Below are 13,095 nucleotides of genomic sequence, written 5' to 3' on the forward strand. Positions count from 1 at the left end.
GGGGTTCAGCAGCCGCACAGCGCGCTGTCGATCACCTTGCGCAGTTCCAGCGGGTGGTCCACCACCACATCGGCGCCCCAGTTGTTGGGGTTGTCCTCTGGATGAATATAGCCGTAGCGCACTGCAGCCGTGCGAGTACCGGCGTCGCGGCCAGACTCGATGTCGCGCAGGTCGTCGCCGACGAACAATACGCTGGCCGGGTCCAGGCCGAGGGTCTTGCAGGCGAGGATCAGCGGCTCGGGGTCGGGCTTGCTGTTCTTGACGTGGTCCGGGCAGATCAGCAGCGCCGAACGCTCGGCCAGGCCCAGTTGCTGCATGATCGGCTCGGCAAAGCGCACCGGTTTGTTGGTGACCACGCCCCACAGCAGGTTGCCTTTCTCGATGTCGGCCAGCAGCTCGGCCATGCCGTCGAACAGCTTGCTGTGCACCGCGCAGTCACGCTGGTAGCGCTCGAGGAACTCAAGGCGCAGGGCTTCGAAGCCCTCGGCCTCCGGGCTGATGGCGAAGGTCGCGGCGACCATCGCGCGGGCACCGCCGGAGATCACGTCGCGGATCACCTTGTCATCGACGGCCGGCAGGCCGCGCTCGGCGAGCATGGCCTGGCAGATGGCGATGAAGTCCGGCGCCGTGTCGAGCAAGGTGCCGTCCATGTCGAAGAGTACTGCTCGCAAACTCATGTTTATTCCTCGCGCAGGGTCTGGACCATGTAGTTGACGTCGACGTCGCTGCTGAGCTTGTAGTGCTTGGTCAGTGGGTTGTAGGTCAGGCCGATGATGTCTTTCACCTGCAGGCCGGCAACGCGGCTCCAGGCGCCCAGCTCGGACGGGCGGATGAACTTCTTGAAGTCGTGGGTGCCGCGCGGCAGCATCTTCAGGATGTACTCGGCGCCGACGATGGCCAGCAGGTAGGCCTTGGGGTTGCGGTTGATGGTGGAGAAGAACACCTGGCCGCCAGGCTTGACCATGCGGTAGCAGGCGCGGATGACCGAAGACGGGTCGGGCACGTGCTCGAGCATTTCCAGGCAGGTGACCACGTCGAACTGTTCGGGCATTTCCTCGGCCAGGGCTTCGGCGGTGATCTGCCGGTATTCCACCTGCACACCCGACTCCAGCTGGTGCAGCTGGGCCACGGCCAGTGGCGCCTCGCCCATGTCGATGCCGGTGACCGTGGCGCCGCGCAGGGCCATCGCCTCGCTGAGGATGCCGCCGCCGCAACCCACGTCCAGCACCTTCTTGCCGGCGAGGCTGACGCGCTCGTCGATCCAGTTGACGCGCAGCGGGTTGATTTCGTGCAGCGGCTTGAACTCGCTTTCGCGGTCCCACCAGCGGTGGGCCAGCGCTTCGAACTTGGCGATTTCGGCGCGGTCGACGTTGCTCATTAGAACAGTCCTCTGAAACTTCGCAAAATTGCGCCGGAGTATACCCGAGCGCTCGGCCCCGAGGGTCGCTATAATCGCCGGCTTTTGATATCCGAACGACGGGGAGAGGCGATGCGCGAGCGACTTTTGGCGGCGGAGAAGGTGACCGGGATCCGCTGGCAGGGCGGCGTCCTGCACCTGCTCGACCAGCGCCTGCTGCCGTCGGAAGAGCGCTGGCTGGCCTGCGACAATGTCGCGCAGGTTGCAGCGGCGATCCGCGACATGGCCGTGCGCGGCGCCTCGGCCATCGGCATTGCCGCGGCCTATGGCCTGGTGCTGGCCCTTGAGGAGCGGCTGGCCGAGGGCGGCGACTGGGAAATGGACCTGGAGGAAGACTTCCTTGTCCTGGCTGAAGCGCGCCCTACCGCCGCCAACCTGTTCTGGGCGCTGAACCGCATGCGTGAGCGCCTGCAGCGCCTGCGTCCGGACGAAGACGTGCTGGCGGCGCTGGAGGCCGAAGCGGTGGCCATCCACGAGAGCGATCGCGAGGCCAACCTGACCATGGCCCAGTACGGTATCGAGCTGATTCGTCGCCACCAGGGCAACGCCCAGATCCTGCTCACCTATGGCAACGCCGGCGCCCTGGCCTGTGGTGGTTTCGGTACCGCACTGGGGGTGATCCGTGCCGGTTACCTGGAGGGCATGGTCGAGCGTGTATACGCTGGCGAGACCCGCCCCTGGTTGCATGGCTCGCGCCTGACCGCCTGGGAGCTGGCCAACGAGGGCATCCCGGTGACCCTGTGCGCCGACTCGGCGCTGGCCCACCTGATGAAAAGCAAGGGCATCACCTGGGTGGTGGTGGGCGCGGACTGCATCGCCGCCAACGGCGATGTGGCCAGCAAGATCGGCACCTATCAGCTGGCGGTCAGCGCCATGCATCACGGCGTACGGTTCATGGTGGTGGCGCCGAGCACCAGCATCGACCTGAACCAGGCCACGGGCGAGGACATCCCGCTGGAAGAGCGCGCTGCCGACGAGTTGCTGGACATTGGCGGCACCCGCGTGGCGCCGGATGTCGAGGTGTTCAACCCGGTATTCGACGTGACCCCGGCCGACCTGATCGACGTGATCGTGACCGAGCGCGGCATCGTCGAGCGGCCGGATGCCGCCAAGCTGGCGCAATTGATCTGCCGCAAGCGGCTGCACTGATATTCGTGGCGCCTGTGCCGGCCTCTTCGCGGGTAAACCCGCTCCCACAGGGATAGCACAAGGCCTGAGGATGGTGGTGTACCTGTGGGAGCGGGTTTACCCGCGAAGAGGCCGGCACAGGCTATAAAAAATCCAGATTCAACCTCGTGTGAGGCCACCTGCCACATCTCCCCACCGCCCCTGCCTTTGTGATAACATCCGGCAGTTTCCAAGACCGCCCACCACGGCGGCCTTCATTGCGCAGATCCATGGCACAACTCATTGATTTGTCGTAAGTCGTCGCACCCTTATGCGCTGCGGCGGCGAGCTTCGTTCGGCCCTTGATGGAGCTGCGAAGTTTCACCAGAAAAAGGAATCAGGCTTCTCATGGGCGAACTGGCCAAAGAAATCCTCCCGGTCAATATCGAAGACGAACTGAGACAGTCTTACCTCGACTACGCGATGAGCGTGATTGTCGGGCGAGCGCTGCCCGATGCGCGTGACGGCTTGAAGCCCGTGCATCGTCGCGTTCTCTATGCGATGAGCGAACTGGGCAACGACTGGAACAAGCCGTACAAGAAATCCGCCCGTGTGGTCGGTGACGTGATCGGTAAGTACCACCCGCACGGCGACATCGCGGTCTACGACACCATCGTGCGTATGGCCCAGCCGTTCTCGCTGCGCTACCTGCTGGTCGACGGCCAGGGCAACTTCGGTTCGGTGGACGGCGACAACGCCGCAGCCATGCGATACACCGAAGTGCGCATGGCCAAGCTGGCCCACGAGCTGCTGGCCGACCTGCACAAGGAGACCGTCGACTGGGTGCCCAACTACGACGGCACCGAGCAGATCCCGGCGGTCATGCCGACCCGTATTCCCAACCTGCTGGTCAACGGTTCCAGCGGTATCGCCGTGGGCATGGCGACCAACATCCCGCCGCACAACCTCGGCGAGGTCATCGATGGCTGCCTGGCACTCATCGACAACCCCGAAGTCACCATCGATGAGCTGATGCAGCACATCCCTGGCCCGGACTTCCCGACTGCCGGCCTGATCAACGGCCGCCAGGGCATCATCGAGGCCTATCGCACCGGCCGTGGCCGCATCTACATGCGCGCCCGTTCCGAGATCGAAGACATCGACAAGGTCGGTGGTCGCCAGCAGATCGTGGTTACCGAGCTGCCGTACCAGCTGAACAAGGCTCGTCTGATCGAAAAGATCGCCGAGCTGGTCAAAGAGAAGAAGATCGAAGGCATCACCGAGCTGCGCGACGAGTCCGACAAGGACGGCATGCGCATCGTCATCGAGCTGCGTCGCGGCGAGGTGCCGGAAGTGGTGCTCAACAACCTCTACCAGCAAACCCAGCTGCAGAGCGTATTCGGTATCAACGTGGTGGCCCTGGTCGACGGCCGTCCGCGTCTGCTCAACCTCAAGGATCTGCTCGAAGCGTTCGTGCGTCACCGCCGTGAAGTGGTAACCCGCCGTACCGTGTTCGAGCTGCGCAAGGCCCGCGAACGCGGCCATATCCTCGAAGGCCAGGCGGTCGCGCTGTCCAACATCGACCCGGTCATCGCCCTGATCAAGGCCTCGCCGACCCCGTCCGAGGCCAAGGAAGCCCTGATCTCCACTGCCTGGGAATCCAGTGCCGTGCAGGTCATGGTCGAGCGCGCCGGCGCCGATTCCTGCCGCCCCGAGGACCTGCCGGAGCAGTACGGCCTGCGTGAAGGCAAGTACTACCTGTCGCCGGAACAGGCCCAGGCCATTCTCGACCTGCGCCTGCACCGCCTGACCGGCCTGGAGCACGAGAAGCTGCTGGCCGAGTACCAGGAAATCCTCGAGCAGATCGGCGAACTGATCCGCATCCTCAGCAGCGCCGAGCGCCTGATGGAAGTGATCCGCGAAGAGCTGGAAGCCATCCGCGCCGAATATGGCGATGCCCGCCGTACCGAAATCCTCGATGCGCGCCACGACCTCAACTACGGCGACATGATCCCGGAAGAAGAGCGCGTGGTGACCATCTCCCACGGCGGCTACGCCAAGACCCAGCCGCTGTCCGCCTACCAGGCCCAGCGCCGTGGCGGCAAAGGCAAGTCGGCTACTGGGGTGAAGGACGAGGACTACGTCGAGCACCTGCTGGTTGCCAACAGCCATGCCACCTTGCTGTTGTTCTCCAGCAAGGGCAAGGTGTACTGGCTGAAGACCTACGACATCCCTGAAGCGTCCCGCGCCGCTCGCGGCCGCCCGCTGGTCAACCTGTTGCCGCTGGAGGAAGGTGAGCGCATCACCGCCATGCTGCAGATCGACCTCGAGGCCCTGCAGCAGAACGCTGACGCCGACGAAGAGCTGGAGGACGCGGAAGACACCGTGCTCGAAGGCGAAGTGGTCGAGGCCGAGGAAGTGGACGAGGAAGACGGCGACACCCCTGAATGGGTGGCCGAGCCGACCGGCGCCTACATCTTCATGGCCACCGCTTCGGGTACCGTGAAGAAGACCCCGCTGGTGCAGTTCGCCCGTCCGCGCTCCAACGGCCTGATCGCCCTGAAGCTCAAGGAAGGTGACACCCTGATCGCCGCGGCCATCACCGACGGCGCCAAGGAAGTCATGATGTTCTCCGACGCCGGCAAGGTGATCCGCTTCGCTGAAAGCGTGGTGCGCGAGATGGGCCGTAACGCCCGTGGCGTGCGCGGCATGAAGCTGGGCAAGGGCCAGCAGATCATCTCCATGCTGATCCCGGAATCTGGCGCGCAGATCCTCACCGCCTCCGAGCGTGGCTTCGGCAAGCGTACTCCGCTGTCCAAGTTCCCGCGTCGCGGCCGTGGTGGCCAGGGTGTGATCGCCATGGGCACCAAGGGGCGCAACGGTCTGCTGATCGGTGCCATCCAGGTGCAGGAAGGCGAGGAGATCATGCTGATCTCCGACCAGGGCACGCTGGTGCGTACCCGCGTTGGCGAGGTGTCCAGCCTGGGTCGTAACACTCAGGGTGTGACCTTGATCAAGCTGGCTACCGACGAGACGCTGGTGGGCCTGGAGCGTATCCAGGAGCCTTCCGAGGACGAACTCGATGATGTGATCGAGGCGGACGTAGAGGGCGTCGAGGCTGAAGCGCCAGACAACGAAGAAGCTGCTGGTGCCGAAGAGGCCCCGCAGGAGTAAGCAAGCGTAAAACCCGAACGGGGCGACCAAGGTCGCCCCGTTTGACTGATCAGGCCAGGTATCACTTGCTTTTTGTGGGAGCGGCCTTGTGTCGCGAAAGGGGCGCGAAGCGGCCCCAGGATTTCAGCGACACTGCAAAATTGCTGGGGCTGCTGCGCAGCCCTTTCGCGACACAAGGCCGCTCCCACAGGGGCCGTGTGTGGCATGCAACAATGAATTTGTACCATTTGGCAGAGCGAGAGTGGATGTGAGCAAACGAGCCTTTAACTTCTGCGCAGGCCCTGCCGCGCTTCCTGATGCTGTTCTGCAGCGCGCCCAGGCCGAGATGATGGATTGGCGTGGCAAGGGCTTGTCGGTGATGGAAATGAGCCATCGTAGCGACGATTACGTGGCCATCGCCGAAAAGGCCGAGCAGGACTTGCGTGACCTGCTGTCCGTCCCCTCCAACTACAAGGTGCTGTTCCTGCAGGGCGGCGCCAGCCAGCAGTTCGCCGAAATCCCGCTGAACCTGCTGCCGGAAAACGGCACCGCCGACTACATCGAGACCGGCATCTGGTCGAAAAAGGCCATCGAGGAAGGGCGCCGCTTCGGCAACATCAACGTCGCCGCCAGCGCCAAGCCCTACGACTACCTGGCCATCCCGGGCCAGAACGAGTGGAAGCTGACCAAGAACGCTGCCTACGTGCACTATGCGTCCAACGAGACCATCGGTGGGCTGCAGTTCGACTGGGTGCCGGAAACCGGTGACGTGCCACTGGTGGTCGACATGTCGTCCGACATCCTCTCGCGCCCGATCGACGTGTCGCAGTACGGCCTGATCTACGCCGGCGCGCAGAAGAACATCGGCCCGAGCGGCCTGGTAGTGGTGATCGTGCGCGAAGACCTGCTGGGCCGCGCCCGCAGCAGCTGCCCGACCATGCTCGACTACAAGGTATCGGCCGACAACGGCTCGATGTACAACACCCCGGCCACCTACTCCTGGTACCTCTCGGGCCTGGTGTTCGAGTGGCTGAAAGAGCAGGGTGGCGTCGATGCCATGGAACAGCGCAACCGCGCCAAGAAGGACCGCCTGTATGGCTTCATCGACAGCAGCGAGTTCTACACCAACCCGATCAGCCACAATGCCCGTTCGTGGATGAACGTGCCGTTCCGCCTGGCTGACGAGCGCCTGGACAAGGCCTTCCTCGCCGGCGCCGATGCCCGTGGCCTGCTCAACCTCAAGGGCCACCGTTCGGTAGGCGGCATGCGCGCCTCCATCTACAACGCCCTGGGCCTTGAAGCAGTCGAAGCCCTGGTGGCCTACATGGCCGAATTCGAGAAGGAGCACGGCTGATGTCCGAGCACGAACTGAAGGCGTTGCGCGTTCGCATCGACAGCCTCGACGAGAAGATCCTCGAGCTGATCAGCGAGCGCGCCCGGTGCGCCCAGGAAGTGGCCAAGGTCAAGACCGCCTCGCTGGCGGAAGGCGAAAAACCGGTGTTCTACCGCCCCGAGCGTGAAGCCGCCGTGCTCAAGCGCGTGATGGAGCGCAACAAGGGGCCGCTGGACAACGAAGAGATGGCGCGGCTGTTCCGCGAAATCATGTCGTCGTGCCTGGCCCTGGAAGAGCCGCTGAAAATCGCCTACCTCGGCCCTGAAGGCACCTTCACCCAGGCTGCGGCCATGAAGCACTTCGGCCACGCGGTGATCAGCCGGCCGATGGCGGCCATCGACGAAGTGTTCCGCGAAGTGGCGGCCGGTGCCGTCAACTTCGGCGTGGTGCCGGTGGAAAACTCCACCGAAGGTGCTGTCAGCCACACCCTGGACAGCTTCCTTGAACACGACATGGTGATTTGCGGCGAGGTCGAGCTGCGCATCCACCACCACCTGCTGGTGGGCGAGAACACCAAGACCGACAGCATCACTCGCATCTACTCCCACGCCCAGTCGCTGGCCCAGTGCCGCAAGTGGCTGGACGCGCACTACCCGAACGTGGAGCGCGTGGCCGTGTCTAGCAATGCCGAGGCCGCCAAGCGGGTCAAGGGCGAGTGGAATTCGGCGGCGATCGCCGGCGACATGGCGGCCAACCTGTACGGGTTGACTCGCCTGGCCGAGAAGATCGAAGACCGCCCGGACAACTCCACGCGTTTCCTGATGATCGGTAACCAGGAAGTGCCGCCGACCGGCGACGACAAGACCTCGATCATCGTTTCGATGAGCAACAAGCCGGGTGCCTTGCACGAGCTGTTGGTACCGTTCCACCAGAACGGCATCGACCTGACTCGCATCGAGACCCGCCCGTCGCGTAGCGGCAAGTGGACCTACGTGTTCTTCATCGACTTCGTCGGCCACCACCGCGACCCGCTGATCAAGGCGGTGCTCGAGCAGATCAGCCAGGAGGCTGTGGCGCTGAAGGTGCTGGGTTCGTATCCGAAGGCGGTGCTTTGATTTGAGATGGTTGGGGCCGCTTCGCGCCCCATCGCGACACGAGGCCGCTCCTACAGGTATTGTGCAGGCCTCGAAACTGTACTGGCCCCTGTAGGAGCGGCCTTGTGTCGCGATGGGCTGCAAGGCAGCCCCAATGGCCCTCACAGGCTGTCTAGATTTCTGAACAGGGTTCGCACCAGTGGTAAAAGCAGTAACAATCAAACCCGCGCCAATCATCAACCGCCTGGTCGTGGTCGGCCTCGGCCTGATCGGTGGCTCGTTCGCCAAGGGCCTGCGTGAAAGCGGCCTGTGCCGCGAAGTGGTCGGTGTCGACCTGGACGCCCCCTCGCGCAAGCAGGCCGTGGCCCTGGGCGTGGTCGATCGCTGCGAAGAAGACCTTGCCGCCGCCTGTGTCGGTGCCGATGTCATCCAGTTGGCCGTGCCGATCCTGGCCATGGAAAAAGTCCTGGCCCGCCTGGCCAAGCTCGACCTTGGCGCTGCCGTCATCACCGACGTCGGCAGCGCCAAGGGCAACGTCGTGCGTGAGGCGCGGGTGGTCTTTGGGGAGCGCTTGCCGCGCTTCGTCCCCGGCCACCCCATCGCCGGCTCCGAGCAGAGCGGGGTAGAGGCCTCCAATGCTGCCCTGTTCAGCCGACACAAGGTCATCCTCACGCCGCTGGCCGAAACCGACCCGGCCGCCCTGGCCCTGGTCGACCGCCTGTGGCGTGCGCTGGACGCCGATGTGGAGCACATGTCGGTCGAACGCCACGACGAAGTGCTTGCCGCCACCAGTCATCTGCCGCATCTGCTGGCCTTCGGCCTGGTCGATTCGCTGGCCAAGCGCAATGAAAACCTCGAGATCTTCCGGTACGCTGCGGGAGGCTTCCGCGATTTCACGAGAATCGCCGGCAGCGACCCGACCATGTGGCACGACATCTTTCTCGCCAACCGCGACGCTGTCCTGCGCACGCTTGATACATATCGCAGCGATCTCGACGCCTTGCGCGACGCGATCGCTGAAGGGGACGGGCACCAGCTGCTGGGTGTATTCACCCGCGCACGCGTTGCCCGCGAGCATTTCAGTAAAATCCTGGCCCGCCGGGCCTATGTGGACGCTATGAACGCCAACGATCTGATTTTCCTGGCCCAACCGGGTGGCCGCCTGTCCGGGCGAATCCGCGTACCGGGCGACAAGTCGATTTCCCACCGCTCGATCATGCTCGGCTCGCTGGCCGAAGGCACCACCGAGGTCGAAGGCTTCCTCGAAGGTGAGGACGCGCTGGCGACCCTGCAGGCATTCCGTGACATGGGTGTGGTCATCGAAGGCCCGAACCACGGTCGCGTGACCATTCACGGTGTCGGCCTGCACGGCCTCAAGCCACCACCCGGGCCGCTGTATGTGGGCAACTCGGGTACCTCGATGCGCCTGCTGTCGGGCCTGCTGGCCGGCCAGCCGTTCGACGTGACCATGACCGGCGACGCTTCGCTGTCCAAGCGCCCGATGAACCGCGTGGCCAACCCGCTGCGCGAAATGGGTGCCGTGGTCGAGACTGGTCCTGAAGGCCGCCCGCCGCTGACCATCCGTGGTGGCCACAAGCTCAAGGCGCTGACCTACACGCTGCCGATGGCCAGTGCCCAGGTCAAATCCTGCCTGCTGCTGGCCGGCCTGTACGCCGAAGGCAAGACCACCGTCACCGAGCCTGCACCAACCCGTGACCACACCGAGCGCATGCTGCGCGGCTTTGGCTACAGCGTCGAAAGCAACGGCCCGGTGGCCTCACTGCAGTCCGGCGGCAAGCTCACTGCTACCCGTATCGAAGTGCCGGCAGACATCTCCTCGGCGGCGTTCTTCCTGGTGGCAGCGTCCATTGCCGAAGGTTCCGAGCTGGTGCTGGAGCACGTTGGCATCAACCCGACCCGTACCGGCGTGATCGACATCCTGCGCCTGATGGGTGGCGACATCACTCTGGAAAACCAGCGTGAAGTCGGCGGCGAACCGGTAGCCGACCTGCGTGTGCGCGGCGCCAAGCTGAAGGGTATCGACATTCCTGAAGAGCTGGTGCCACTGGCCATCGACGAGTTCCCGGTGCTGTTCGTCGCCGCTGCCTGCGCAGAAGGGCGTACCGTGCTGCGTGGTGCCGAAGAGCTGCGGGTGAAGGAATCCGACCGTATCCAGGTCATGGCCGACGGCCTGATCACCCTTGGCATCAAGTGCGAGCCGACCCCGGACGGCATCATCATTGATGGCGGCCAGTTGGGCGGCGGCGAAGTGCATGGCCACGGTGACCACCGTATCGCCATGGCCTTCAGTGTTGCCTCGCTGCGCGCCAGCGCGCCGATCCGCATCCACGATTGCGCCAACGTCGCAACCTCGTTCCCCAACTTCCTGGCGCTTTGCGCCGAAGTGGGCATCCGCGTGGCGGAAGAGGGCAAGTCGTGAGTGCCCTGACGCCGGTTATCACCATCGATGGGCCAAGCGGTTCGGGCAAGGGTACGGTCGCCGGGCTGCTGGCCCGCGAGCTGGGCTGGAAGTTGCTGGACTCTGGCGCGCTGTACCGTCTGCTGGCGTTCAACGCCAGCAACCATGGCGTCGATCTGACCAACGAAGAGCTGCTGACCAAGCTTGCCGCCCATCTGGATGTGCAGTTCATCGCCGCCGAGCCCGGTAAGCTGCAACAGATCATCCTCGAGGGCGAGGACGTCAGCAACGTCATCCGCACCGAGACCGTTGGTGCCGGTGCCTCGATGGTTGCTTCGCTGCCAGCCGTGCGTGATGCGTTGTTGGTGCGTCAGCGCGAATTCCGCGAGGCGCCTGGCCTGATAGCCGACGGCCGCGACATGGGCACCGTGGTGTTCCCGGATGCGCCGTTGAAAGTCTTCCTCACCGCCAGCGCGGAGGAGCGAGCGCGTCGCCGCTACCTGCAGTTGAAGGGCAAGGGTGAAGATGTTAGTCTGTCGAGTCTGCTGGATGAGATTCGTGCGCGTGATGAGCGCGACACCCAACGTGCAGTGGCCCCGCTGAAGCCAGCGGTCGATGCCATTCAGTTGGACTCTACCGAGTTGTCCATCGAGCAGGTGTTGCAACGTATCAGGAGCGAGATCGCACTGCGCGACCTTCTCTGATAGCCAGGAAAGCAGGCAGGGGCACCAGTCAACGTCCTGCCGGCTTTCCTTTACTTAAAACAAACCCACATTGTCTGGAATGTGGCTATGGGCGTCTGTTTCGCCCGAATCTACAGGAATTAAAATGAGCGAAAGCTTTGCAGAACTCTTTGAAGAAAGCCTGAAAACCCTCAATCTTCAGCCGGGTGCCATCATCACCGGTATCGTTGTCGACATCGACGGCGACTGGGTTACCGTACACGCTGGCCTGAAGTCCGAGGGCGTCATCCCGCTCGAGCAGTTCTACAACGAAGCTGGCGAGCTGACCATCAAGGTCGGTGACGAAGTTCACGTTGCGCTGGACGCGGTCGAAGACGGCTTTGGCGAAACCAAGCTGTCCCGTGAAAAAGCCAAGCGCGCCGAGTGCTGGATTGTTCTGGAAGCAGCTTTCGCCGCCGAAGAAGTGGTCAAGGGCGTTATCAACGGTAAGGTTAAGGGCGGCTTCACTGTCGACGTTAACGGCATCCGTGCGTTCCTGCCGGGCTCCCTGGTTGATGTCCGCCCTGTGCGCGACACCACCCACCTGGAAGGCAAAGAGCTGGAATTCAAGGTCATCAAGCTGGACCAGAAGCGCAACAACGTTGTCGTTTCCCGTCGCAGCGTGCTGGAAGCCGAGAACAGCGCCGAGCGCGAAGCCCTGCTGGAAACCCTGCAGGAAGGCCAACAAGTCAAAGGTATCGTCAAGAACCTCACCGACTACGGCGCCTTCGTGGACCTGGGCGGTATCGACGGCCTGCTGCACATCACCGACATGGCTTGGAAGCGCATCAAGCACCCATCGGAAATCGTTAACGTTGGCGACGAAGTCGACGTACGCGTTCTGAAGTTCGACCGCGAGCGCAACCGCGTTTCGCTGGGTCTGAAGCAGATGGGCGAAGATCCGTGGGTAGCTATCACTGCCCGTTACCCAGAAGGTACTCGCGTACAGGCTCGCGTTACCAACCTGACCGACTACGGCTGCTTCGCTGAGCTGGAAGAAGGCGTTGAAGGTCTGGTACACGTTTCCGAAATGGACTGGACCAACAAGAACATCCACCCGTCGAAAGTCGTTCAGGTTGGCGACGAAGTGGAAGTCATGGTTCTGGACATCGACGAAGAGCGTCGTCGTATCTCCCTGGGCATCAAGCAGTGCAAGTCCAACCCATGGGAAGACTTCTCCGGCCAGTTCAACAAGGGTGACAAGATCACCGGTACCATCAAGTCGATCACCGACTTCGGTATCTTCATTGGTCTGGACGGCGGCATCGACGGCCTGGTTCACCTGTCCGACATCTCCTGGAACGAAACCGGCGAAGAAGCCGTACGTCGTTTCAAGAAGGGCGACGAGCTGGAAACCGTCATCCTGTCGGTTGACCCAGAGCGCGAGCGCATCTCCCTGGGCATCAAGCAGCTGGAAGACGATCCGTTCTCCAACTTCGTTGCTGTCAATGACAAGGGCGCTATCGTCAAGGGCATCGTGAAAGAAGTTGACGCCAAAGGCGCCATCGTCACTCTGGCCGACGACATCGAAGCTACTCTGAAAGCTTCCGAAATCAGCCGTGACCGCGTCGAAGACGCGCGTAACGTCCTGAAGGAAGGCGAAGAGATCGAAGCCAAGATCATCAGCGTTGACCGCAAGTCCCGCGTTATCAGCCTGTCGATCAAATCGAAAGACGACGCTGAAGAGCGCGAAGCCATCCAGAGCCTGAAAAACGCTCCGGAAGCGGCTGCCGACACCACCATGGCTGCGCTGCTGCGCGAAGCAATGGCCAAGCAGAACTGAGTTCTGTTTGATCGGTAAAAAAGGGCGACCCTCGGGTCGCCCTTTTTTTTTGGGGCGTGGATTCAGG

9 protein-coding genes are annotated in these 13,095 nt (G+C 63.2%); 7 read left to right on the forward strand and 2 right to left on the reverse strand.

What is annotated here, in order from left to right:
• Positions 1–5: 5 nt before the first annotated feature.
• Both mupP and ubiG read right to left on the reverse strand, forming a co-directional pair.
• Positions 6–677 (reverse strand): N-acetylmuramic acid 6-phosphate phosphatase MupP, encoded by a 672-nt coding sequence (gene mupP, locus QN085_RS06640; protein ID WP_024086445.1) that lies wholly within the window; start codon positions 675–677, stop codon positions 6–8.
• A 2-nt stretch (positions 678–679) separates the two neighbouring features.
• Positions 680–1,378, reverse strand: a complete 699-nt coding sequence (gene ubiG / locus QN085_RS06645; protein ID WP_003260863.1) for a bifunctional 2-polyprenyl-6-hydroxyphenol methylase/3-demethylubiquinol 3-O-methyltransferase UbiG — start codon at positions 1,376–1,378, stop codon at positions 680–682.
• Between the two features lie 111 nt (positions 1,379–1,489).
• Between ubiG and mtnA the strand changes: the two genes are divergently transcribed.
• The 7 genes from mtnA (at position 1,490) to rpsA (ending at position 13,028) form a co-directional block, all read left to right on the forward strand.
• Positions 1,490–2,566, forward strand: a complete 1,077-nt coding sequence (gene mtnA, locus QN085_RS06650) for an S-methyl-5-thioribose-1-phosphate isomerase (RefSeq protein ID WP_169775068.1) — start codon at positions 1,490–1,492, stop codon at positions 2,564–2,566.
• A gap of 366 nt (positions 2,567–2,932) precedes the next feature.
• Positions 2,933–5,698, forward strand: a complete 2,766-nt coding sequence (gene gyrA, locus QN085_RS06655) for a DNA gyrase subunit A (protein WP_285690045.1) — start codon at positions 2,933–2,935, stop codon at positions 5,696–5,698.
• A gap of 247 nt (positions 5,699–5,945) precedes the next feature.
• Complete coding sequence (gene serC / locus QN085_RS06660) at positions 5,946–7,031, forward strand: 3-phosphoserine/phosphohydroxythreonine transaminase (RefSeq protein ID WP_285690047.1); 1,086 nt, start codon at positions 5,946–5,948, stop codon at positions 7,029–7,031.
• Positions 7,031–8,125, forward strand: coding sequence for a prephenate dehydratase (gene pheA, locus QN085_RS06665; protein WP_013971453.1), 1,095 nt, complete (start codon positions 7,031–7,033; stop codon positions 8,123–8,125). The genes serC and pheA overlap by 1 nt, the downstream gene beginning before the upstream one ends.
• 211 nt (positions 8,126–8,336) lie before the next feature.
• The gene (locus tag QN085_RS06670) at positions 8,337–10,544 is read left to right on the forward strand and encodes a bifunctional prephenate dehydrogenase/3-phosphoshikimate 1-carboxyvinyltransferase (protein ID WP_285691225.1); all 2,208 of its coding nucleotides are present in this window, start codon (positions 8,337–8,339) and stop codon (positions 10,542–10,544) included.
• Positions 10,541–11,227: a (d)CMP kinase gene (gene cmk / locus QN085_RS06675; RefSeq protein WP_280044682.1), complete on the forward strand. Its 687-nt coding sequence runs from the start codon at positions 10,541–10,543 to the stop codon at positions 11,225–11,227. Before QN085_RS06670 ends, cmk begins: the two co-directional genes overlap by 4 nt.
• A gap of 124 nt (positions 11,228–11,351) precedes the next feature.
• Positions 11,352–13,028, forward strand: a complete 1,677-nt coding sequence (rpsA, locus tag QN085_RS06680; RefSeq protein ID WP_003252673.1) for a 30S ribosomal protein S1 — start codon at positions 11,352–11,354, stop codon at positions 13,026–13,028.
• The last annotated feature ends 67 nt before the right edge of the window (positions 13,029–13,095 follow it).

It is taken from the genome of Pseudomonas sp. M2(2023) (genome assembly GCF_030263955.1).
Classification (GTDB): domain Bacteria; phylum Pseudomonadota; class Gammaproteobacteria; order Pseudomonadales; family Pseudomonadaceae; genus Aquipseudomonas; species Aquipseudomonas asiatica.

Coding starts and splice junctions, on each gene's coding strand:
- mupP (WP_024086445.1), bottom strand. CDS start 677: ATGAGTTTGCGAGCAGTACTCTTCGACATGGACGGCACCTTGCTCGAC.
- ubiG (WP_003260863.1), bottom strand. CDS start 1,378: ATGAGCAACGTCGACCGCGCCGAAATCGCCAAGTTCGAAGCGCTGGCC.
- mtnA (WP_169775068.1), top strand. CDS start 1,490: ATGCGCGAGCGACTTTTGGCGGCGGAGAAGGTGACCGGGATCCGCTGG.
- gyrA (WP_285690045.1), top strand. CDS start 2,933: ATGGGCGAACTGGCCAAAGAAATCCTCCCGGTCAATATCGAAGACGAA.
- pheA (WP_013971453.1), top strand. CDS start 7,031: ATGTCCGAGCACGAACTGAAGGCGTTGCGCGTTCGCATCGACAGCCTC.
- rpsA (WP_003252673.1), top strand. CDS start 11,352: ATGAGCGAAAGCTTTGCAGAACTCTTTGAAGAAAGCCTGAAAACCCTC.